The sequence below is a fragment of the Acinetobacter sp. 70_2 genome (assembly GCF_056736115.1).
On record NZ_JBWZIP010000004.1, the window covers coordinates 39,034 to 62,684 of the forward strand.

Annotated in this window: 23 protein-coding genes; 11 read left to right on the forward strand and 12 right to left on the reverse strand. The window is 40.6% G+C overall.

The genetic code is table 11. The annotated features are described in order from the left end of the window. Positions 1 to 4 precede the first annotated feature (4 nt). Positions 5 to 1,573, forward strand: a complete 1,569-nt coding sequence (locus tag AC1PJ9_RS02845; RefSeq protein ID WP_311086985.1) for a sensor histidine kinase — start codon at positions 5 to 7, stop codon at positions 1,571 to 1,573. Between the two features lie 24 nt (positions 1,574 to 1,597). Beyond that, on the forward strand, positions 1,598 to 3,022 hold the full coding sequence (locus tag AC1PJ9_RS02850) for a sigma-54-dependent transcriptional regulator (protein WP_311086986.1): 1,425 nt from the start codon (positions 1,598 to 1,600) through the stop codon (positions 3,020 to 3,022). A 3-nt stretch (positions 3,023 to 3,025) separates the two neighbouring features. On the opposite strand, the gene AC1PJ9_RS02855 is transcribed toward AC1PJ9_RS02850, so the two are convergent. From AC1PJ9_RS02855 to lptF, 4 genes are all read right to left on the reverse strand, one after another. After that, complete coding sequence (locus AC1PJ9_RS02855) at positions 3,026 to 4,210, reverse strand: S41 family peptidase (RefSeq protein WP_311086987.1); 1,185 nt, start codon at positions 4,208 to 4,210, stop codon at positions 3,026 to 3,028. 15 nt (positions 4,211 to 4,225) lie between these two features. Further along, on the reverse strand, positions 4,226 to 5,773 hold the full coding sequence (gene gpmI, locus AC1PJ9_RS02860; protein WP_311086988.1) for a 2,3-bisphosphoglycerate-independent phosphoglycerate mutase: 1,548 nt from the start codon (positions 5,771 to 5,773) through the stop codon (positions 4,226 to 4,228). A gap of 125 nt (positions 5,774 to 5,898) precedes the next feature. Next, positions 5,899 to 6,969 (reverse strand): LPS export ABC transporter permease LptG, encoded by a 1,071-nt coding sequence (lptG, locus tag AC1PJ9_RS02865; protein WP_039249061.1) that lies wholly within the window; start codon positions 6,967 to 6,969, stop codon positions 5,899 to 5,901. Continuing rightward, entirely contained in the window at positions 6,969 to 8,069 is a 1,101-nt protein-coding gene (gene lptF, locus AC1PJ9_RS02870; protein ID WP_205200467.1) for an LPS export ABC transporter permease LptF, read from the reverse strand. Before lptF ends, lptG begins: the two co-directional genes overlap by 1 nt. 143 nt (positions 8,070 to 8,212) lie before the next feature. On the opposite strand from lptF, the gene AC1PJ9_RS02875 reads away from it, so the two are divergent. The 4 genes from AC1PJ9_RS02875 (at position 8,213) to AC1PJ9_RS02890 (ending at position 11,087) form a co-directional block, all read left to right on the forward strand. Further along, positions 8,213 to 9,661, forward strand: a complete 1,449-nt coding sequence (locus tag AC1PJ9_RS02875; RefSeq protein ID WP_311086989.1) for a leucyl aminopeptidase — start codon at positions 8,213 to 8,215, stop codon at positions 9,659 to 9,661. Further along, positions 9,654 to 10,061, forward strand: coding sequence for a DNA polymerase III subunit chi (locus AC1PJ9_RS02880; RefSeq protein ID WP_031982176.1), 408 nt, complete (start codon positions 9,654 to 9,656; stop codon positions 10,059 to 10,061). The genes AC1PJ9_RS02875 and AC1PJ9_RS02880 overlap by 8 nt, the downstream gene beginning before the upstream one ends. 38 nt (positions 10,062 to 10,099) lie before the next feature. Next, the gene (blhA, locus tag AC1PJ9_RS02885; protein ID WP_022575135.1) at positions 10,100 to 10,738 is read left to right on the forward strand and encodes a cell division protein BlhA; all 639 of its coding nucleotides are present in this window, start codon (positions 10,100 to 10,102) and stop codon (positions 10,736 to 10,738) included. A 130-nt stretch (positions 10,739 to 10,868) separates the two neighbouring features. Then, a complete protein-coding gene (locus tag AC1PJ9_RS02890; protein ID WP_004883640.1) occupies positions 10,869 to 11,087 on the forward strand; it encodes a hypothetical protein in 219 nt (72 codons plus the stop codon). Positions 11,088 to 11,145: 58 nt separating this feature from the next. On the opposite strand, the gene AC1PJ9_RS02895 is transcribed toward AC1PJ9_RS02890, so the two are convergent. The 6 genes from AC1PJ9_RS02895 to glnK all read right to left on the reverse strand — a co-directional run bounded on the left by AC1PJ9_RS02895 (position 11,146) and on the right by glnK (position 16,650). After that, the gene (locus AC1PJ9_RS02895; RefSeq protein ID WP_004710964.1) at positions 11,146 to 11,805 is read right to left on the reverse strand and encodes a riboflavin synthase; all 660 of its coding nucleotides are present in this window, start codon (positions 11,803 to 11,805) and stop codon (positions 11,146 to 11,148) included. A gap of 42 nt (positions 11,806 to 11,847) precedes the next feature. Then, positions 11,848 to 13,140, reverse strand: coding sequence for a DNA adenine methylase (locus AC1PJ9_RS02900; protein ID WP_001083669.1), 1,293 nt, complete (start codon positions 13,138 to 13,140; stop codon positions 11,848 to 11,850). Continuing rightward, entirely contained in the window at positions 13,137 to 14,222 is a 1,086-nt protein-coding gene (ribD, locus tag AC1PJ9_RS02905; protein WP_311086990.1) for a bifunctional diaminohydroxyphosphoribosylaminopyrimidine deaminase/5-amino-6-(5-phosphoribosylamino)uracil reductase RibD, read from the reverse strand. The genes AC1PJ9_RS02900 and ribD overlap by 4 nt, the downstream gene beginning before the upstream one ends. Positions 14,223 to 14,237: 15 nt before the next feature. After that, complete coding sequence (gene nrdR / locus AC1PJ9_RS02910; protein WP_000543541.1) at positions 14,238 to 14,696, reverse strand: transcriptional regulator NrdR; 459 nt, start codon at positions 14,694 to 14,696, stop codon at positions 14,238 to 14,240. Between the two features lie 160 nt (positions 14,697 to 14,856). After that, on the reverse strand, positions 14,857 to 16,254 hold the full coding sequence (locus tag AC1PJ9_RS02915; RefSeq protein WP_311070224.1) for an ammonium transporter: 1,398 nt from the start codon (positions 16,252 to 16,254) through the stop codon (positions 14,857 to 14,859). A gap of 57 nt (positions 16,255 to 16,311) precedes the next feature. Then, the gene (glnK, locus tag AC1PJ9_RS02920; protein ID WP_000780326.1) at positions 16,312 to 16,650 is read right to left on the reverse strand and encodes a P-II family nitrogen regulator; all 339 of its coding nucleotides are present in this window, start codon (positions 16,648 to 16,650) and stop codon (positions 16,312 to 16,314) included. Positions 16,651 to 16,929: 279 nt separating this feature from the next. Between glnK and AC1PJ9_RS02925 the strand changes: the two genes are divergently transcribed. From AC1PJ9_RS02925 to AC1PJ9_RS02935, 3 genes are all read left to right on the forward strand, one after another. Continuing rightward, positions 16,930 to 17,157 carry an accessory factor UbiK family protein gene (locus AC1PJ9_RS02925; protein WP_002048939.1) on the forward strand — a complete coding sequence of 76 codons (228 nt, stop codon included), beginning with the start codon at positions 16,930 to 16,932 and terminating at the stop codon, positions 17,155 to 17,157. 65 nt (positions 17,158 to 17,222) lie between these two features. Continuing rightward, a complete protein-coding gene (locus AC1PJ9_RS02930; RefSeq protein WP_311086991.1) occupies positions 17,223 to 18,710 on the forward strand; it encodes a YifB family Mg chelatase-like AAA ATPase in 1,488 nt (495 codons plus the stop codon). 101 nt (positions 18,711 to 18,811) lie between these two features. Continuing rightward, entirely contained in the window at positions 18,812 to 19,357 is a 546-nt protein-coding gene (locus tag AC1PJ9_RS02935) for an NADPH-dependent FMN reductase (protein WP_311086992.1), read from the forward strand. A gap of 24 nt (positions 19,358 to 19,381) precedes the next feature. Here AC1PJ9_RS02935 and pdxR read toward each other — a convergent pair whose 3' ends face one another. Then, positions 19,382 to 20,815, reverse strand: a complete 1,434-nt coding sequence (gene pdxR / locus AC1PJ9_RS02940) for a MocR-like pyridoxine biosynthesis transcription factor PdxR (RefSeq protein WP_311086993.1) — start codon at positions 20,813 to 20,815, stop codon at positions 19,382 to 19,384. Between the two features lie 111 nt (positions 20,816 to 20,926). On the opposite strand from pdxR, the gene AC1PJ9_RS02945 reads away from it, so the two are divergent. Both AC1PJ9_RS02945 and AC1PJ9_RS02950 read left to right on the forward strand, forming a co-directional pair. Beyond that, a complete protein-coding gene (locus AC1PJ9_RS02945) occupies positions 20,927 to 21,703 on the forward strand; it encodes an aldolase (RefSeq protein WP_311086994.1) in 777 nt (258 codons plus the stop codon). 15 nt (positions 21,704 to 21,718) lie between these two features. Then, positions 21,719 to 22,597, forward strand: a complete 879-nt coding sequence (locus AC1PJ9_RS02950) for a dihydrodipicolinate synthase family protein (RefSeq protein ID WP_311070230.1) — start codon at positions 21,719 to 21,721, stop codon at positions 22,595 to 22,597. A 43-nt stretch (positions 22,598 to 22,640) separates the two neighbouring features. On the opposite strand, the gene AC1PJ9_RS02955 is transcribed toward AC1PJ9_RS02950, so the two are convergent. Then, positions 22,641 to 23,465 (reverse strand): TorF family putative porin, encoded by an 825-nt coding sequence (locus AC1PJ9_RS02955; RefSeq protein WP_311070231.1) that lies wholly within the window; start codon positions 23,463 to 23,465, stop codon positions 22,641 to 22,643. Between the last annotated feature and the right edge of the window lie 186 nt (positions 23,466 to 23,651).

Below are 23,651 nucleotides of genomic sequence, written 5' to 3' on the forward strand. Positions count from 1 at the left end.
TTACATGCACTCTCCTTTAAATTCATCCCTGTCCCATACGATTTTTCGTTTGGGCACTTGGTATGGTTTATACCGTCTTATTATTGCGGTTAGCCTGACTATTATTTTGGTTTCAACCAATGCTCAAACCGACAATAGTTTGCAGCACCCTGCTTTATATTCTTACGCACTACTCGGCTATTCGCTCTTAAGCCTTATTCAGTTGTTATGCTTTAAATTGGTTGCGACTCAAGCAACACGCCAGCTTGCTTTATTTTTTATTGTCGATGTTATTTGTTTGAGTTTGCTGACTTTTTCTGTTGGTGAACCAAATTTACAGCTTAGTCTACTTTATGTAATTGCAATCTTTACCTCGGCAATTTTGCTCAGCGCAAGAATGTCTTTGATCATTACCTTACTTGCGATCATTGCGGTTATTTACCAGCGCTTCGTGGGTAGTTTGTTCGACTACAATAATCTAAACACGATCGGTAACAGCGCCCTACTGGCCTTCTTATTTTTTGTGGTGCATGGTATTGGGCAAATTGCCGTGCAGCGTTTTAAATTACTTGAAGCACTCACCTTTCACCAATCAATAGAACTTTATCAATTACAAAATATTAACCGTTATATTTTAGAACAAATTGAAGAAGGCTATTTAGTTTTAGATGAAAACTACGACATCGTTGTCAGCAACCCGGCCGCTTGCTCACTGCTTGGCATTCCTCCCCAGTTTGCCAATGAAAAATATCCTTTGGCTAAATGGCATGCTGATTTATTTGAAATATTGAAGTTTGGTGACTTACAAGAAGGTGACCGATTTATTTTTGAGTCTCGGCTATCAGCCTATTCTATTAATATTAAAGTGCAGCATCTTTTAGTTCCGCAACAAGCGCTAACACTGCTTATTTTACAAGATGCCCAGCAAATTAATCAGCAAGCACAGCAGCTCAAACTTGCCGCTTTAGGGCAACTCTCAGCAAGTATTGCACATGAGATTCGCAATCCCCTTGCTGCAATTGTTCAAGCAAATGAGCTACTTAAAGACAGCGGCCCAGAACAACAAAATACTTTACGCCATATGATTGGCAAACAGACCAAACGCATTGATAGTATTGTTCAAGACACCTTAGGACTTGCTCGTAGTGAAAGAACACACCCCATTCAGATTGACTTAAACTACTTTATAAATACATTACTCGATGAAGATTTATCTGACGTTAAGCATTCTATTCAGCTCAAAATTTCTGATCGTTCTTTAAAATTTTTATTTGACGAAAAACAATTAAGACAAGTCATGATCAATCTGGTGCGAAATGCTCTACGGCACAATGCACCCGACTCACCGAATGTCATGATCGACATTCATTCACAAACAAATAAAATTTATATTGATGTGATCGATTACGGTGAAGGTGTTTCAAAACGTGATATATCTCAATTATTTAAACCATTTTTTAGTACCGAAATTAATGGAACTGGTTTAGGATTATACTTGTCTCATAGTTTTTGTGAGGCAAACCATGCAAAGCTCACCTATGTAGAGCAAAAACAAGGGGCATGCTTCAGAATAGAATGTCCAATAATATATTGATTTTTTTATTAGGTTTTTGGGGAAATGGCAGAACAGCAACCACTCGTTTTGCTTGTAGACGATGAAGAAGATTTGTGCCTTTTAATGCAAATGACACTTGCACGAATGGGGATTAAAACACATCTTGCTTATCGGGTTGAACAGGCCAAACAACTCTTCACACAGTTTCATTACGATGCATGTTTAACCGATTTAAACCTACCCGATGGAAGTGGGTTAGATTTAGTCAAACATGTCTCTCAAAATTACACCAACACACCCATTGCGGTTTTAACTGCCTACGGCAATATGGATATTGCAATTGCAGCATTAAAAGCAGGTGCTTTTGATTTTGTAAGCAAACCCATCAACCAAGTACATCTAGATCAGTTATTACAGAAAGCCTTGAATCGGCAAAAAACAGAGTATGATTTTGCCGAGAGTGCTTTAGAAAACAAATTATTAATCGGTCGTTCTCTGCCTATTCAACAATTACGCATCGCAATTAAAAAAATTGCTCGCTCTCAAGCACCGGTATTTGTTACGGGTGAGTCTGGAACAGGTAAAGAAGTAGTTGCTAACCTAGTTCATCGGCTGAGTAACCGTAGTGAAGGTCCTTTTATTGCGATTAACTGCGGTGCTATTCCAACCGAACTCATGGAAAGTGAGCTGTTTGGGCATAAAAAAGGTAGTTTTACCGGTGCCACGCAAGACAAACAAGGCCTAATTTTATCGGCTCATGGCGGTAGTTTATTTTTAGATGAAATTGCCGAATTACCACTCAGTATGCAGGTTAAACTACTCCGTGCGGTACAAGAAAAAAAGATCCGTCCTGTCGGTTCCGATCAGGAAATTGATGTTGATTTTCGGGTAATTAGTGCGAGTCATCAAGACTTAGATTTATTGGTTAGACAAGGCAAATTCCGTCAGGATTTATTCTTCCGTATCCACGTTATGGACCTGATGTTACCGCCTCTACGTGAACGTGGTGAAGATGTCTTGTTACTTGCAAATCACTTTATTCAGAAAATTTGTATGGAGTGGGAAACCCCACCTAAGCAATTAACCGAAGCAGCTGAAACTTACTTGTTACAGCAGCACTTTCCGGGCAATGTTCGCGAATTAAGAAATATGATTGAGCGAGCAATTACCTTAAGTGACGATGCCAACATTGATATACCACATTTGCATCCTGCACCTTTAAGAGCAAATATTCCTCATCCAATAACATCGGCATCTCAAAGCTTACCGAGTCCGGCGAATGCTGCTCCACAGACTGTAAAGAAATTGCCTACTGAGGGCTTGGAGCGTTATTTAGAAAGTATTGAAAAAGATATCTTGCTCAATGCACTCAATATGACCCATTGGAATCGAACCTTAGCAGCTAAAAAACTAGGAATGACTTTCCGTTCTTTACGCTATCGTTTGAAGAAATTTGGATTAGATACTGAAACTGAACAGGAAGTATAAAGCTTACTTCCTTTTTAGAAGGAGATCGGCAACACGATCTAAATAAACTTCTTCTTTCATTTCTGGAGGTAAGGGATAGGTCTGATTAGGCTGAATACCTTGCCCTTCAATCATATTACCATTTGGTGTGTAGTAATGTGAGACCGTCATTTGTAAGGCTGCCCCACTTGGTAAAGGGAAAAGCTTTTGTACAACGCCCTTTCCATAACTTTTCTCACCAATGACCCAAGCACGTTGGTGCTCTTTCATTGCAGCAGTAAAAACTTCTGCAGCCGATGCAGATCGGTGATTAATTAAAATACCAACTTTTATATTTTGAAAATCGTTTCCCGGTAAAGCCTGAAATTGCTGATTGCCTTCCGAACGACTTTTTGTAGAAACAATAATGCCATGATTTAAAAATAAATCGGCTGACTCAACAGCAGCAGATAACAGCCCGCCTGGGTTATTTCGTAAATCAATTAATACGGCTTTTAAACGTGAAGAGCTATTTTCTTCAATTAAACGTTTGATCTCATTGGCAGTATCTTGCTGGAATACTCTAATTTTTAAGACCAATACCTGATTGTGTAACATGACAGGTTCGATATCGGTTTCAATCTTTTTATTACGAACCAAACTGATTGGGGTATTTGACTCTTCTGTCTGTACTTGAAGTGTTGATCCTATCGATCCATAAAGCAAACCAAATACTTGATCTTGCGTCAGATTCTTAAGCTCTTGATTGTCGATCTTTAAAATAGTTTGGCCATTTCTTAAGCCTAATTTATATGAGTCTGAACCCGCCTTCAGGTCACGAATCATCCATTTATGAATATGTGCTTCTGGACTTAACGCGAAATCAACCGAAGCAAGGTCGCCTTCGGTATATTGAATGAGTTGACGATATTCTTCAGCTGACAAATAACGGGAGTAACGGTCTAGACCACTAACAAGGCCTTTAATTGCTTGTAAAAATAAAGCGTCGTCCGACTTTTCATCGACATAGTTATCGCGAACAATTCCGTAAATTTGTACAAACTGCTGAATCGATTCAATAGGGACTTCTGCATAACTTTCTTCAGATTCTTGTGAATCAGCATGCTGAGGCGATAATTTTTCTTTTACAACAGGAGCAGCAAGAGCAAGGTGGCTGCAACACATCAATACACTACCAAAAAAAGCTTTATATATATTGTGTTGCAGCATTTAGTCACCTATCGCTTATGCAGATAATGTAATCAGATTACGACCTTGCATTTCCGCAGGTACAGGAATCTGCATTAAATTAAGGATGGTCGGTGCAACATCTGCAAGTACACCACCTTCTGCAATAGTCGCTTGTGTTGGACCAACATAAATAAATGGTACAAGCTCTGTTGTATGTTGAGTATGAACCTGACCACTTTCGTAGTCCTGCATTTGCTCAACGTTACCATGGTCAGCAGTAATAAGCATGTGGCCTTTTTTCGCCATCACAGCTTCGTATACACGACCTAAACATGTATCAACCGCTTCAACAGCTTTAACAGCAGCATCAAATACGCCTGTATGACCTACCATATCACCATTGGCAAAGTTCACAACAAGTAAATCGTACTCACCTGAGTTAATTGCCTTAACGAGTTCATCAGTTACTTCATAAGCACTCATTTCAGGCTTTAAGTCATATGTTGCAACGTTTGGTGATGGAATTAGAATGCGCTTCTCACCTGGGTATTCATCTTCACGACCACCACTAAAGAAGAATGTGACATGAGCATATTTTTCTGTTTCAGCAATACGTAATTGTGTTTTGCCAAGAGAAGATAAATATTCACCAAGTGAGTTTTTCAACTCTTCAGGCATATATGCCACAGGTGCATCAATACTTGCCTGATAACGTGTCAACATGACAAATTTAGAAAGGTTCGGTACAACTTTACGCTCAAAACCGGCGAAGTCTTTTTCAACAAATGCACGAGTAATTTCGCGAGCACGGTCAGCACGGAAGTTCATGAAAACAACGCTATCGCCGTCTTGAACTTTGGCCACATCACCAATACGAGTTGCTTTTACAAACTCATCATTTTCATTAGCTGTATAGGCAAGCTCTAAACCTTCAACTGCAGTATTTGCAGTACGAACTGCTTCACCTTCAGTCAATAAACGGTAAGCCTGTTCAACGCGGTCCCAACGGTTGTCACGGTCCATTGCAAAGTAGCGACCAATCATGGTTGCAATACGTCCTTTGCCTTCATATTGAGCAAACAAAGCGTCTAATTTTTCTAATGAAGGTTGAGCACTACGTGGAGGAGTATCACGACCATCAAGGAATGCATGAAGGTAAACTTTTGCACCACGTTTTAATGCAAGCTCACACATTGCCACAATATGGTCTTCGTGTGAATGAACACCACCTTCAGAAAGTAGGCCCATAATATGAACTGCACCGCCTGCCGCTTTTGCTTTTTCAACAGCGTCAATCAACACTTCATGTTTGAAAAAATCGCCAGTACGAATGTCTTTAGTAATACGGGTAAAATCTTGGTACAACACACGGCCAGCGCCAAGGTTCATATGGCCAACTTCGGAGTTACCCATTTGTCCGTCAGGTAGACCTACATCTTCGCCAGAACCAGAAATCAGACTATTTGGATGCTTTGCTTTCATTGCAGTTAAATTCGGGGTTTTTGCTGCAAGAAAAGCATTATCTTCAATCGCTTCACGGTGTCCAACACCATCCATAATGACCAGAACGTGAGGGATCTTGCCAGCAGTTGCATCCGTCATAATCAATTTCTCTTTTGTCTACAATTTCATCGCAATATCTTACCGAATTTTCGGTGAAGACTCTATTTATTCCTATGGCTTTCACCAATGCACATCATTGAGAAAGCCATTCATATTCTTTCAAATTAGCGGGCACGGTAAAGTAAGTAACTTCCGGCACCAAACATTAAAATAATAGGTACAAGTACAAACCAAGCTGGAGAAGGTGCATATACCAAACTTGCGTAACCCAAGAAATCTTGCAAGTAATAGAAGCCTAAACCAATAAAGAGTGCAATCACCAAACGGAAACCCATTGACTGTTGACGTAGTGGACCAAAAATAAAAGAACACGCCACTAATACAAGAGTAATCAATGAAAATGGAGAGGCAACTTTTTGCCAGAAAGCCAATTGGTAAGTTTTAGGAACTTGGCTATATTCCTCCATATAGCGCATAAAACTAATGAGCTGACTTGGAGATAAGTCTTCAGGGTCTAAAGTCACCATGTGTACATATTTAGGTTGTAAAGCCAACCCTAAAGACTGCTGATCATGGTTATTTTGTATTGAATTACCATCTGTAAGAATGTCGGTCTGGCTAGCTTTTTGCAAAGACCATTGACCGTCTTTGATAAACTTTCCTTGCTCTGCATTAATTACCGACTGCAAGTGATATTCTTTGTCAAAGTCGACCACCTGAATATCTCTTAAATTTCCTTGCGAGTTTGCATAATCAATATAAATAAAGCGTTGCCCTTCTCGTGACCAATAACCTTTCACTTCGCCTAAAGCCGCTACTGAACGATGGCTTTTGATACTTTGTGCTTTCTCATTGGTATAGGGAACAACCCACTCGCTTAACGCAAAAGATAAAACAATGAGTAGCAAAGCTGAACGCATCACCCAGCCCACAATACGCCATAAACTAATCCCAACTGAGCGCATCACGATGAGTTCACTGTTGGATGCTAAAGCGCCCAACCCAATCACAGCACCAATTAAGGCCGAGATAGGCAAAATTTCGTATAGATAACGAGGAGCGCCCCATAATACATAGATAAAAGCTTGCCATGCATTATAGTCAGGCTTTAACTCACCCAACTCACCCAAATAGGTAAACAAGACTTGCAAAACAGATAAGACAATGGTGGTACCAAACATTGCAAGCGCAGTGGTTTTCGTCACATATTTGGCGACTATTCGACGTGCTAACATTATAATTTCACTCGCTTGATCTGTTTCTTGATTTTCGGCCCTAATTTCTGTTTACGTGAAAATAAGGCAGCTGCAATTGCATAAACCAATAAAGCCGCTGGATAAGCCCAAATATCCAACTCACCTTTACTAATACGAGTCTTAATCGCAATCATAAGCACAATCAGGCTCGCGAAAATAAAAATAGATGGAATAAGACGATAATAACGACCTTGTCGAGGACTTACCTCAGACAATGCAACCGACATCATTAGGGCAACAATAATGGTAAACGGACCAAATAAACGCCAACCCAATTCACTTCTAATGACTGGATCATTTGTTTTAGCCAATAGCTTAGAAGTTGGAAGTGCTTCTACTTCGCTACTTTCAAACTTGACGTCTTTATCATTCTCAAGTCTTAAGCGGTAAGACTGGAACTCTGCTTGCGTATATTTCGGTTGTCCCGGATATATTTCATAACGGCGACCTTGAACCAGATCGACAACATTGGCTGTATCATTAGCCATCTCAACACGTGTTGCCTCTTTTGCCAAAATCATGACATCTGGCTTGCCTTCTTTGGTCGCACGTTGATAAAAGAAAATATCCTTGAGGTTTTTACGGTCTTCCGACAATGAGCCTGCATAAATCGTATAAGGCCCCGAAGAAATAAACTCTCTTGGTCGAACCAAGTCAAAGCCTGTCCGTACAGCTTGGGTCGTCGTTAGTTTTTCAAATTCACGGAGTCCCCACGGCGTCATCCATAGCATAAGTACAGACTGACAAACCATATAAACCAGTGTCATTGGAATGAGTAAACGCGCTAACTGATGACGGCTTACCCCACTACCATTCAAAACAGCCATTTCATGGTCAACATATAAACGACCAAACACCAACATTAAACCAATAAAAAATCCCAGTGGTAAAATTAGGGTTAAAAATTCAGGTAAACGGTATCCAATGATGCTAAATAAAATACTTGCATCTAAACGCCCCTGTGCCGCCACACCAAAGTATTTGATCAGACGACCACCCATCATGATTAGGGTCAATAATGCAATGACCACCAATGAGGTAGAGACAACTTGCTTGACGAGATAACGCCGAATAATCAAATTAATACTTCCAAAAGGCTAAACGGGACGAACGCTAGTTTACCCGAATGTTAAAAATATAAAACCGCACATTGCAACGCTATGCTTGAAAGTGTTTCAATGTTTTAATCCAACATAACTTTCTATAGGCAATCACGGCAGCCATGAAATTTACAACTTATACAACTTTTCCTGAACAAACATCTAATGAATCTTTGTGGGTTTTAGTTGATTCAGAACAGCTACAAAGCAACCTCAATACATATCAAATCAATAACCTAGAAAGTATTCTTACGGCGACTCAATATAAAGCTAACTTCAATGAGACACTGCCATTATTTGGTCAGCTTAGCACTCAACCTCACAGCCAACTACTTGGTTTAGGAAAAGCAGCTGAACTTCAAGCAGTTAAGTTAGCTAAATTGGCACAAACCATTATCAAATCGACACAAAATAAATTTAAGCATATCGCAATTGATATTGCTGCATTACCTGTCGAATACCATTATTTATTCGCCTTAAGCTTAACTCAAGCAGCTTATGGTTATGATGAGTTTAAATCGAAAAAAAATGAATTTCTGTTACAACAAGTTGATTTAATTAGTCCACAAACTAGCCTTGATGAAAATCAACTTGCGTTAGTGCACGCGGTACAATCTGGTCAGTCTTTTGCGCGTGACTTAGGAAACCGTCCAGGTAATATCTGTTTCCCTGAATATTTGGCTGAACAGGCTTTAGCTTTAGCAGCAGAATTCCCTGATTTACTCAAAGTGACTGTCTTAAATGAACAGCAAATGGCTGACTTAGGCATGTATGCATTCCTTGCAGTCAGCAAAGGATCTGAGCGTCCGGGTCGTATTGTCACTCTTGAATACCAAGCACAGCTTGAACAAGCTCCTGTCGTACTTGTCGGCAAAGGCGTTACTTTTGATACAGGCGGTATTTCTTTAAAACCAGGCCTTGGCATGGATGAAATGAAATTCGATATGTGTGGAGCAGCCTCTGTACTCGGCACGATTCGCGCACTATGTGAAGCACGCCTTCCAATCCATGTGGTGGGTGCAATTGCAGCCGCAGAAAATATGCCTTCAGGTAAAGCGACTCGTCCAGGTGATATCGTAACGACCATGAGTGGTCAAACTGTTGAAATTTTAAATACGGATGCAGAAGGCCGTTTGGTTCTTTGCGATACGTTAACGTATATCAAACGTTTCAATCCGGCAGTCGTTGTTGATATCGCAACATTAACTGGTGCTTGTGTAGTTGCATTAGGTAAAGTGCTAAGCGGTTTATTCTCTCCTGATGATGCCTTAGCAGCTGAGCTTCAACAAGCGGGTGAGCAGTCATTTGACCGTGTATGGCGCATGCCAGTGATTGATGATTATCAAGAACTATTGGACTCACCTTTTGCAGACATCGCTAACATTGGTGGACCACATGGTGGTGCAATTACAGCAGCCTGCTTCCTTGAGCGTTTTACTCGTGACTATCGTTGGGCTCATCTAGATGTAGCAGGAACAGCTTGGTTATCAGGTACAGCCAAAGGTGCAACTGGCCGTCCAGTACCACTACTTATGCAATTCTTGGCTAACCGTGTAAATACGAATGGCTAAAGTTAGCTTTTATCTGTTTGAAACCAGTGAAGAACGGCAAGTCGATAGTGCTTGCCGTTTATGTCGAAAGATCTTGCTGAAGCATTCAAACATCTGGTGGTATTGCCCAGATGTACAGTTACAACAAACACTTGATGAAAAATTGTGGAGCTTTGATCCGACCAGTTTCATTACACATGGGATTGATCAGGCAGACGCAGCAGTATGTATTTCGGCTAAACAACCATCTGAACAAGGCTGGTTGGTATTTAATTTTAACAATCATGCACTTGAACAAGTGAATCATTTTAGCCACATTATAGAAATTGTTGAAAATAATGAAGCAGCCAAGCAAATTGGCCGAGAAAAATTTAAAATGTATCGTCGTTTGGGTATAGAACCTCGAACCTTTAAATTATAACGCGCTAAAATGTAGATACTGTTGAACAAAGGAGAACTGTGGTGGCATTAAATGTCGGGCAAGATTTTAAAAAAAGATGGTTAAATGCGCCTGAAGCTGTCCGTCATGCCTATCAACAGGATTTGGCACGTATTTGTGATTTATTAGAGCCTCAGACGCCTATTCAACTTTGGGTACTCAATGATGAGAAGGCCCAACTAGAGTCACAGCAAAACATTGAACAAGCTTATGCTGACTTAAAAGCAGAGTTAATCGAACAGGCACGTATTCGTCGTCAGCTTGCTTTAGAAAAGTCTCTTGCAGATAAGCGCGCAATGGAAGCAGCCTATGCTGCTGAATTACAAGCAGACGAAGTTCGTAAATTTAGTGAACAAACCGAAGCTCTACAAGCTTTCCGCAGTCACCTAGAACAAGAAGTTGCAGAACAAACTGCGCGTTATCAGAAAAATCCTGAAACACCAGCAGTTAACTACTCTTCTGGCGTAAAACTTAGTATTACCGATGATCAAATCTTATCTGAGCTTGAAAGTTTACGCATTCGTTTAGAACTTGAAGCTGAGAGCTTAATTGAACAGTCTGTAACGGCTTTCCGAGCTAAGCTAAATTCGGCAGCTCAAGAAGAAATTGAATACATTTTAAAGAATTCTAAGTTTTCTGATGAAAAAATAGAAAAGTAAAGTTTGTAAAACCATCTTTGTCATCAAAATGACATTTAATTATCACAAAATGTTCATGCATAATATTCTTTTAGTTCAAATAATTATTAGAATAACGCATGGTTACTTATGAAAATTAATGAGGGTAAAAATGGACATTCCACATCAGATTTCAACGCAACTTGAGCAGCTTAATCAGGGTGAGCAATGGACATTTTCAGCACAAGAACTTTATATGAGTCATAACGACTTTAATTCGCTTTCAATCTTGCTTACACGAGCGTCAGAAAAAGGTGAGTTTTCAATTACACGCACCCAGCATAATAAACCATGGGTCGGCACACACTCGGTTACTCTGACCAAGCATTAATTTCAAAAATAAAAAACCGGAACATATGTCCGGTTTTTTATTTTAGCGATTTAAAACTTTATTTTAAAAAGCCATTTTCAGCTAAGAAAGCCATACTAATATTTGACTCGGTTTTTTGTTCAGCTGCTTTATCACCCAGTAATAAACGCTCGATATAACGTGCTAATACATCGACTTCAAGGTTAACTTTGCTACCTACTTGCCATGTTCCAATATTGGTACGTTCTGCTGTGTGTGGAATTAAGTTCAAACTTAAAATATTACCGCGCAAATGGTTAATGGTTAAACTAATACCATCTACAGTTACAGAACCTTTTTCTGCTAAATATTTAGCTAGTTCTACAGGCGCTGTCACTTCATAATAAATTGAGCGAGCATCTTCACGTACTACGGTAATTTCACCTACGCCATCAACGTGACCACTAACAATGTGTCCACCAAAACGGGTTGTCGGCAGCATCGCTTTTTCAACATTGACACGTTGACCCACTTTCCAGTTACCCAAAGTAGTACGGTTTAAACTTTCGCGAGAAACATCTGCTGCGTACCAATTGTCACCCCACTCAATCACGGTGAGACAGATTCCATTGGTTGCAATTGAGTCACCCAAATGTACATCAGACATATCCAAATCGGTTTGAATACGTAAACGCACATCGCCACCTACACTTTGCAGGCTTTCTACTTTACCTAAACTTTCAATAATGCCTGTAAACATGGCTCAATCTCCAAATCTTTTACACTGCTTAAATTGCAGCGCTTACCAAAGTGCGAGCTGCGTACTGTTACCTGAAGTATCTACACCACCTAGCTCGGCAAAGTGGTAAAGCTGGCCTAACAATTGACGTAATGGCGGTCCTGGTTTGGCATGAGTATCGGTAATCACAATAAACTCAAGCACACGTGCGCGCTCTGACTGTCGTTGTTTACTTACGCGATAACGTGGAACATCTTGAGTTAGTAAAGTGACTTTTCCACGCTCCAGATTGGCCATCAGTAGATCTTTTGGCTCAATATTACCATCGGTCGAATAACTGGTCAGAATATAACGTGCATTGATGGTTGAAAGTAATTTTTCATACGCATCTTTTGCATGTTTAGACGAGTTGTACGGACTTGGACGCTCTTTACGCCATGCACGGTCAATACCACTCTTATAGCCTTTGGTATCTGGCGGTGGTAAATCGACTTGATCCCATAACGTCAATGCATTTAAAACGTGGTAGTTACTACTATAAGCATGCTGGTTATAAGGTGGATCAAGATAGGCTACATCTACTTCAAAACCACTCATCTGATTTGCTAAATGCTGAGCATCTACACACCACATTTCAGCAGCTGGACGCTTACGGTCACCAATCTCACAAAAACGGCTAGGTGTGAGCCACAGCAATGATTCAATGCGCTCTAACGCCGTTTGTGTACGTCCGCCCCACCCTTGATGGAAGCTTTTAAATACACCACTAGTATTACTTACAAAACTTGCCGAATAGAGTAATGGTGCGAGCAAAGCACTCATTTCTACATCATTAATTGCGCCTTGTGCCTGCCATGTTGCAATTTGCTGGCGAATCGCATCGATGCGCATACCATTACGACGCTTAAAGAACAAACGGTCACGCGACGGATCATAGACATCATCGTTACGAGGGCAAAGGTTATGCGTTACCCAACCTTTAACCTCAGGCAGCCTATTTAAATAATCGATGGCTTTCTGATATCCACCCAACTCTTTAAACGCAGGTGCATCGACACAAGCTAAAATCGCATGATTTAAAGCATGGCTATAAGGTTCCCAGTCATTCGCAATGACTCGGTAACCATTTTGACGTGCCAAACGAGACACCACACCACTACCCGCAAAGAAGTCGGCAAAAATTGGAGGATTCTTTTTCTTGCTATTCAGCGTCCCTGTAATTTCCAGAGCTTCTAAAATCAAATGGAGCAATCGGCGCTTGTTACCCAAGTATGGTACAAGCTGATGAAAAAGATATTCGTCTGTCGTGCGAGCTGCATGACGACGTTTGTGGTAAACCGAAGGCTCTGAATTCATACTTTCTCTTGCGTAGGGATTAACCTTAAGCGTATATCTTGATCAAGTTGTATTACATCAAGAAGTTTAAAACGAAGTTGCTGTGCCATATATTCAAAATCTGCATTGAACATGGCTCTTGCACTTTGCCCCAATAAAGTCGGGGCAACATAACTGATCATTTCATCCACCAAACCTTCTTGTAAAAAGGCGGTAGACAAAGTTGCGCCAGCTTCAACCAACACATCATAAATTTGGTATTGCTTAGATAAGGTCTGTAATAGTGTTTTTAAAGGCTGAATTTCTAATTGTATCACGCCTAAGTCAGCAAGTTCCTGACGATATGGCCCCATCACCATGACAGTTTCAGGATTTTCTAAAATTTTAGCGGTGAGCGGTAAGCGCCCTCTCCGATCTAGAATTACCCGTTTTGGTTGAGCAACCGTCTCGATCTCAATATCATGGAGTGAACGTACATTAAGCTGGCAATCATCAGCAATCACAGTATCAATGCCTGTAATCACGGCGCCTGAAATGGCACGCCAATGTTGAACATCTTGACGGGCAGCAGAACCCGTAATCCACTTCGACTCACCAGATGCCATTGCAGTACGCCCATCTAAACTAGAAGCAACTTTTAAACGCACATATGGCATGCCCGTAGACATCGCTTTTAAAAAGCCTTGATTAAGTTTAACGGCTAAGCCTTCACAAATACCGATTTCTACTTCAATACCAGCATTTCTTAAAATTTGAACACCTTTACCTGCAACAAGCGGGTTTGGGTCGGGACATGCCACAACCACTTTTTTGACCTGTGCCTTTACAAGTGCCTCAGCACACGGAGGTGTTCGTCCATAATGAGCACACGGTTCAAGCGTTACATAAGCGGTTGCACCTTGCGCTTGCTCACCAGCTTCACGTAAGGCAAAAACTTCAGCATGAGGTTGACCAGCTTTCGGGTGAAAACCTTCACCAATGATTTGATTATCTTTGACAATGACACAACCGACATTTGGATTTGGTTTTGTCGAATAGAGTCCTCGTTTGGCAAGTTCAATGGCTTGCTGCATCCAGTACTGATCTTGTTTCAACTCAGACATATAAATCTCAAATATTTAGTGCTCACGTTGTTGCATTTGCTCAATTTGACGGCGAAACGCTTCAACATCCTGAAAGTCTTGATAAACCGAAGCAAAACGAACATAGGCAACGTGGTCAAGTGCAAATAAAGATTGCATGACAATTTCACCAATAGTTCTAGACTTAACATCACGCTCACCTAAACGGCGAATCTGCAATTGAATATCGCTTAGAACCGTTTCGATCTGCTCTTGTGTCACTGGGCGCTTTTGTAAGGCATGCATAAGCGAACGACGTAGCTTCGCCTCATCGAACGGTTCATTTTTTCCATTCGATTTGATCACACGGGGCATCACCACTTCATAGCTTTCAAAAGTGGTAAAACGTTCACCGCAACTTACACACTCACGACGTCGACGAATCTGACAACCTTCTGCGGCTAGACGCGAATCGATGACTTTACTATCTGCGGCGTTGCAAAATGGACAATGCATAGCGGACTTAATAGGGTCAATTACTTTGACCTAGTGTAGCAAAATTTCTACACTTACAGAACCAGCATTCTATGAGACAAAAAAACAGTCCTGAGCAAGATCAAAGCATCGCTTTGATCACAGCGCAAGACTGTTCTTTATAAGACAGTTATATTACGAATTATTCAATACGTTCGCCATGTTGGCTTAAATCCAGACCCATACGTTCATCATCGGCATTAACACGCAGACCAATCACAATATCAATCACTTTAAGAATAATGAAGGTTGCAATACCGCTGTAAACCATAGTTGCCAATACGCCCTCAACTTGTACCCACAATTGACCTGCAAATGTTGGAGCTAAAGTTACACTAGCTGCTTTGATGATTTCATCACTATAGAACACGCCAGTTAAAATTGCGCCGACAATACCACCTACTGCATGTAAGCCAAAGGCATCCAATGCATCATCCGCTTTAAGTAAACGTTTAAGTGCTGTAATACCCCAGAAGCAGACCACACCACCAATTAAGCCCATCACTAAAGCTCCGCCGACACCGACGAAACCAGCTGCTGGTGTAATCACAACCAAACCAGCCACAGCACCAGATGCACCACCTAATACAGAAGCTTTACCACGAATCATACGTTCTACAACCAACCAAGAGAACGCAGCAGCAGCGGCAGCAACTTGAGTAACAAGAATTGCCATACTTGCACGAGCACCAGCGCCTAACGCACTACCACCATTGAAGCCGAACCAACCTACCCAAAGTAAGCTTGCACCGATTACAGTTAAAGTTAAGTTATGCGGTGCCATAGATTCACGGCCAAGGCCAATACGTTTACCAAGCATGTAAGCTGCGACTAAACCAGCAACACCAGAGTTGATATGTACAACTGTACCACCAGCAAAATCTAATGCGCCTGCTTTAAATAACCAACCATCTGTTGCCCACACCCAGTGAGTAATTGGCGCATAAACCACAAGTACCCAAATTGTAATAAAGGCCATGAAAGCTGAATATTTCATACGATCAGCAATCGAACCACTCAAAATTGCGACAGTAATGATGGCAAAAGTCATTTGGAAAATAACAAACAAGCTTTCAGGAATTGTTCCACTTAGTGCATTAAAGCCTACACCATTGAGCATAGCTTTAGACAAGTCACCAAAGTATGCACCTGTGCCAGAGAACGCGATTGAATAACCCGCAATCACCCAAAGCAAACTTACCAAAATTGCAGCAGAAAGGCTGAACATCATGGTACTTAAGACGTTTTTCTTACGGACCATACCGCCGTAGAATAATGCCAAGCCAGGAATCGTCATCAACAGTACTAAAGCTGTTGACACTAAAATCCAAGATGTATCGCCGGTATCGAGTTTTGGTGTCGGTGCTGGAGCTGCCGGAGTTACTGCGGCGGCTGGTGCTGCTGCAGTTGTTGCAGGAGCTGCAGACGTTGATGTTGCTGTAACCTCAGATGTCGGTGTTGTTACAGTCTCTTCTGCCCAAGCGGCAGTACCACCCAAAAGTGCGCCTGTTAGACTCAGCGCCATAAGCATTTTTTTCATTCGTGTCCCCCAACCTCATTTGCGAGCTATTTATTGCTCAGCAAGCTTTGTGCCAATTTAGACAGCATCTGGTCCTGTTTCACCCGTACGGATACGGATGACTTGTTCCAGGTTAGTCACAAAAATCTTACCGTCGCCGATTTTCCCAGTGCTTGCCACACGAGTAATTGACTCAATTACTGCGTCGACCATTTCATCGCTAATCGCAATTTCGATTTTTACTTTAGGTAAGAAATCAACCACATACTCCGCGCCGCGGTAAAGTTCTGTATGCCCTTTTTGACGACCAAAACCTTTAACTTCAGTTACGGTAATCCCTTGTACACCAATGTCAGAGAGTGCTTCACGCACATCATCCAATTTAAACGGTTTTACAATTGCAGTTACAAGCTTCATGTTTGTTTCCTTCGGCTTCTTTTCACCAGTAAGGTTTTATGTTCAATTTTCATGCCAATATTTCAAAGGTTGGAGGAGATGAATCTTTTGCATGAGCTTTCTTTATAACCTATTTAGTTATCAAGATGTAGATGAGCTACTAAAAATAAAATGAATTTGCAGTCCTGTTTTTATTTCGTTTTATCGTTATCCCATATGGAAAAGCCGAGAAGCCTATATCCGAGGTTCAAGCAGTGTTAAACTGGCAAGCATAAGGTAATACAACAGTTTGGATATCTCATGCTAGAAACTCTATTACAGGCTATTTTGGAACAAATTGACGAGCCTAAAAAAGATTTAGAAAAAAACTTACGTGCATTATTAAATGAAACTGTCGAGAAATTAGACCTCGTATCTAAACAAGAAATCGAAAGACAAAAAACTGCACTTCATTTAGCCAACCAACGTTTAGAAGAGCTACAAAAACAAGTGAGTCTATTAGAAGAAACTTTAAAGAATAAAAAATAAGCACCAATGTAGCGCACTTATACTTTACAACGATTAAAAATTAAGCACCATAATGGAACAATAAGATGTCTTTTTCTAAAATTTATACACGGGGACTTTTAGGTTTGCATGCCCCTCTCATTGAAGTAGAGGTGCATGTGAGTCAAGGCTTACCCTCTCTGACGATTGTCGGGCTAGCTGAAGCGGCAGTGAGGGAAAGTAAAGACAGAGTTCGCTCAGCCATTATTAATAGTGGATTTCAGTTTCCGACTAAACGGCTGACCATTAATCTTGCTCCCGCAGATTTGCCCAAAGATGGTTCACGTTTAGATTTACCGATTGCATTAGGGATATTAATTGCCTCAGGTCAACTCCCAGAGAACTGCACAGAAGACTTTGAATTTATTGGAGAGTTAGCACTAGATGGTCATGTAAGACCTGTTTCAGGTGCTTTAACTTTGGCAATGGCATGCCAGCAAGCTCAGCATAAAATTGTTTTACCCCAAGATAATAGTCAGGATATTAGTCATTTACCAAATCTTGAGTGTTATCCGGTGAGCCATTTAAAAGAAGTTTGTGAACACTTTTTAGGAAATACTAAGCTATCTCAGGTCCAATCATCTTCCCGCTCAAATGACATGCCGTATAAATTTGACCTTGCAGATGTAAAAGGTCAGCTACGCCCACGTCGTGCATTGGAAATTGCAGCCGCTGGAGGGCACTCCTTGCTCTTTAAAGGACCACCGGGCACAGGGAAGACTTTACTCGCCTCACGTCTTCCTTCAATTTTACCGCCACTATCTACTCAAGAAACGCTTGAAGTTGCTAGTATTTATTCGATTTCAAATACGCCCCATACTTTTGGGCAGCGTCCTTTTCGTGCACCCCACCATACAGCATCAGCAATTGCACTAGTTGGGGGCGGCTCACACCCTAAACCGGGTGAAATTACATTATCCCATTTAGGTGTTCTATTCTTAGATGAATTGCCCGAGTTTGATCGCAAAGTATTAGAAGTCTTACGCCAGCCGCTCGAGTCAAAAGAAATTATTATTTCACGTGCAGCCCGGCAAATTACTTATCCTGCAAACTTTCAGCTCATTGCAGCCATGAACCCCTGCCCATGTGGTTATGCATTTAATCAAGACAGTCGTTGTCAGTGTTCACCAGAGAGTATTAAACGTTATCAAAATCGTATATCAGGACCTTTACTTGACCGTATCGATTTACATATTGATGTACCACCTTTAAAAGCTCAGGAACTACAAGACCCAACGCCTGTTGAAGGCTCTACAACTGTAAGACAGCGTGTAATTTCAGCTTATGAACAACAAATGCAAAGACAAAATTGTTTAAATCAAGCGCTTTCACCAAAACAATTAGAGCAGTTCGCTATTCTGGATGACACGTCACAGCGAATGATTGAAATGGCTCAGCAGCGTTTAAATTTATCTGCACGTGCTTATCATCGGGTTTTACGAGTAGCACGGACCATTGCCGATTTGGCTCAAAGTGAGATGATTCAAAGTCCTCATCTCACAGAAGCACTCTCTTATCGAGGCAATCATTCTTAAAATAAAAAAGCGGATCGTGTATCCGCTTTTTTAATATATATATGAGTTGTTCATTAAAGAATTTATTAATGCCTATATAAAAAGGCAAAAAAGAGGACGCTATGAAAATTTTGGCTATCTCCGGTAGTGCAAGAAAAGTATCTACCAATACAGCGCTATTAAAAGCAATGAAGGATATAGCACCGTCCAGTATTGAGTTTACAGTTTTTGATCACATTAATAATCTGCCTGTCTTTTCTCCAGATAATGAAGGAGAAAAAACGCCTACTGTAGTGGAAGAATTCATCAAATCTGTTTCTGACGCAGATGGCATTATTATCTCAAGTCCTGAATATATTCGTTGTATTCCGGGCGGTCTTAAAAATGCAATTGATTGGATGGTTTCCCGTACCGAAATCATAGACAAGCCCATTGTTCTAGTTCATGCATCTAGTCGCGGTGACGACATGCTAATTTCTTTAAGAAGAGTACTTTCGACAGTAAGCAGCAACTTCTTTGAAGATTTATTTTTACGCTTCTCACTTCTTAGCAAATCCCCTGAACAAATTTTTGAAATGCTACACACTGAAGAATATAAGTCACAAATTACATCTTTTCTGCTTAGCTTTGTCTCAGAAATTCAAAAATATCACGATCAATTAGAGTGAACTTTCTTAAAATGAAATAGCAGATTATGAGTTCATTGTTCTTTTATTAAGAATCTCATTTAGCTTCTCGATTAAAGCAGTAATTTCTTTCTCTGATAAAGCAGCAAAACCCAAGCGAATACAACAATTAGAAGACCCAATTTGTTTAAACTTATGCTCTGTATCAATATTGAGTTCTTTTAACTTTATAAGCTGATCTTGAGTAAATGGTTTCCGGAATTTCACCCATAAAGCCATTCCGCCCGCAGGTGGTTGTATCTGAACAGACTCAGCAAAAACTCGCTGAAACTCAGCTAAGGCATGGTCACGGCGTAGTTGATATATTTTTTTCATTTTACGGATGTGTCGTTTGATCTCCCCTCGCTGCATTAAATCTGCTAACGCAAGTTCCGTAATGTTATTACCTTGCCGATCAATCAATAAAATATCTTCAGTAATGGATTGAATGATTGGTGAAGATGCCACGATGTAACCCAAGCGAATACCGGGTGCAAAAACTTTAGACAATGAACCCACATGAATGACTAATTCAGAATGAGGCAAACTTGCTAAGGGCGGCATAGGCCGACTGTCATAATGGAATTCATGGTCATAGTCATCTTCAATAATATAAAATCCCCATTTTTTTGAAAGTTCTAAGAGTTGAAGACGACGACTCATTGGCATAGTAACGGTTGTAGGGTACTGATGATGTGGCGTTGTATAAATTGCTGCAACCGAGTGTTCGTTTAAAATCCGTTCGAGATCTTGAATGACAATACCTTGCTCATCTAATTTGACAGCAACCACTTGAAAGCCATTTGATTGGAACGCTTTAACAGCAGATGGGTAATACAGCTCTTCAACGACAATAACGCCCTGCCGATTGGGTAATGCACGAGATGCAAGAAAAATTCCCATCTGACTACCACGTACAATACAAATTTCATCTTCAGCAACATTCATAAAACGTTCCATCGAGAGCATTTGCTGTAAGGCTTGTCTTAGCTCAATCATTCCCCGTGGGTCGCCATAACCCATGTACTGGTTTTGCGTAATTTTAATCAGTGCATGTCGATAGGCCCTCGAAAATAATTCGTAGGGAATGAGCCGTGGATCTGGTACACCATCGTTATGTGGATATAAAGCAACTTCTTGAATAGTTGGCTTCTCATTCACTTTTCGCTCAGATATCGACTCTATTTGGAGTTGTTTTTCTGGCAAAACATCTGCCACAAATGTGCCTTTTCTGGGGCGAGTCACAAGCCATCCTTGTGCTTCTAATTCTTCATAAACCGCTTGTACTGTTTTCCGATTAACTCCTAATTCTTTTGATAGGCTACGAGACCCCGGCAGCATAGTCCCTTGCACCAAACGGCCACTTAAAATTTCCTGACTAATCAAGTTAGTAAGCTTTAAAAAAACCGTCTTTTCTTCTCTTTCATCGATACGAAAATGTACTTGCCAAGGTCTTAGCATATTTGCCCCATCTGGACCATATAACTTATTAAAACTGGATGTATTGATTCATCCAGTTGTTTTCTATTCTGCCTTCACCTACTTAATTTGGTCAACTGGACTGGAGAAGAGATGAAGACTGCTTCTGTAAACAAACAAGACCTGATGCAACACGCACAGCAAGACATGCAAAAGTGGATTAGCGACTCAGATTTAACTGAACGTCAAAAGCTTGCACTCACTTGTCGTATTTTATTTGATCATGGGCATGATGCTGGTTTAGCAGGCCAAATTACATGTCGTAGTGAAAATAAAGAGGCCTTTATTACCCAACGTTTCGGTTTAGGTTTTGATGAAATTACTGCCTCAAATTTACTTGAGGTGAATCAAGATTTAGAACCCATCAATCAAGAAGGAATGGCAAACCCAGCCAACCGTTTTCACACATGGATTTATAAAGAACATCCCGAAGTGAACTGCATTATCCATACTCATCCTACCCATGTAGCGGCCCTATCGATGCTACAGATTCCGCTCATGATTTCCCAAATGGATGTTTGCGCACTCTACGAAGACTGCTCATTTGTAGGTCATTGGCCAGGTGTCCCTGTAGGTAATGAAGAAGGTATTTTGATTTCTTCTGCACTTGGTAAAAACCGTGCTGTTTTGCTGTCTCATCATGGTCAACTGGTTACAGGAAAAACCATTGAAGAAGCCTGCAACTTGGCGCTTTTAATTGAACACGCAGCTCAACTGCAACTTTTAGCCATGTCTGCTGGGCAAATTCAGCCGATCCCATACGATTTAGCCACAGAAGCTCATGACTGGGTATCTACCGATAAACGCAACAAAGTGAACTTTGCTTACTACGCACGTAAAACTTTGAAAAAACATTCTGACTGTATTTAAAAAGAGACTTCAACCATGAAACTAAACGGCATTATTGGCTACCCTGTTACCCCATTTTCTGATGACAACACCATTAATCTTCCTGTTTTAAAACAGATGCTGGATTTGCTTATTGAAAATGGCTGCGACGCAATTGCGCCTTTAGGCAGTACAGGCGAAAGCGCTTATCTTGAATGGGATGAATGGTGCTTAGTCGCAAAAACTTCAATTGAAAGTATTAATAAACGCTTACCCGTCATTATTGGAATTTCAGAACTCACCACTGATCAAGCCATCAAAAAGGCGCAAATCGCGCAAAGCTATGGTGCAGACGCAGTTATGGTGATTCCTGTATCGTACTGGAAGCTAACAGACCAAGAGATTTTTGAATATTACCAAGCGATTGCTCAGGCAACGACTTTACCGATTATGGTGTATAACAACCCTGCAACGAGTGGTGTTGATATGTCTCCAGAGTTAATTGTTCGTATGTTTAACAACATTGCAAACATCACGATGGTGAAAGAAAGTAGCGGTGATATTCAGCGCATGCATAAAATTCAGGAACTCTCAAAAGGAGAACTCCCATTTTATAACGGCTGCAACCCTCTAGCTTTAGAAGCCTTATGTGCAGGAGCAAGCGGTTGGTGTACAGCAGCACCAAACCTGTTAGGTCAGCAACCTCAACAGCTTATTCAACACGTCAAAAATGGTGATTTAAGTCAGGCCCAGAAGTCATTTTACCAACAACTTCCTTTACTGCGCTTTATCGTAAATGGTGGATTACCAAAAACAATTAAAGCAGGTTTACAGCTACAAGGTATTTCTGCAGGCTTACCACGTAAACCTTTATCTAAAGCCACGGATGTTGAGCTTAACCAGTTAAAACGATTACTTTCTGAAATAGAAAATTAAATAAAAAAAGCGGGTTATTTACCCGCTTTTCTACAGCATAAACTTAGAAAGTTTTAGTTAAACTAAACACTAAGCCAGCGTCATAAGGTTTTTTCTGAGCATCGGTCATACCAGAAGTACTCACATCGGTACCCACTACGTCTAGCTCAGCCAAAATACCTAAGATGTTACGGTTTACACCAACTTTATAATCGATATAGCTGTCGTCCGTACCAGGACCACCCGCAACTACAGCTAAAGCTTCTTTATTTTTAAATTTGTTATAACCAACTGATGCAAGTCCGGTAAATCCAGTGTTTGCAATTGGCGCTGAATAGCCAACGTTAAAATACCAGAACTGTTTAGAGTTAGCCCAATAATCATTTGAATAGTTAACGCCTACACTAAGTGCATCGCCTTTAAATAAAGAGTCGGCAAACGTTAACTTACCGTACACTTCATTAAAATCTAATCCGTTTTTGCCATCGTAACCGATACCATTACGGTCAAAACTATGGCCCGAACCAATGTAACCATAATGGATTACACCTACATCATAAGTTGGTGCAAGTTTATCGGATAACTTTAAAGTATTGGTATAACCCAAAGCGACATCTGTTTCAGTTGAGTTGCCTGTTACACCAAAATCAACACTTGAGCCCCAAAGTGATAAATAAGCACCTGATTTATGAGTAAAAGTAAAACCGCCTTGAATGGCAGGGTTATTTGAAGATTGGGTAACACCACGGAAACGATAGTCTGTGGTCGCTGCTACACTACCCGTTGTCGTGATTCCGTAAAAAGATGATGGAGCATTTTCAGCCATAACCATGGTTGAACCTGCCGTGAGTACGCCGAATGCTACTGCTTTAAGTGCAAATTTCATCATTTTGATCTCCCCCACAATGAACGCACGATTTAATTGAATTAAACAAATTTTGTTACTTAAGCTTTAGCAATTGCTGTGCCAAGTCCATATTTCGTATCGCCCTGTTGCATGAGTTTTGAAATCAAATTCTTTTTAAAGTGAAAATATCGCCTAACGCTTATAAAAATATATTTATAAAAAACAATG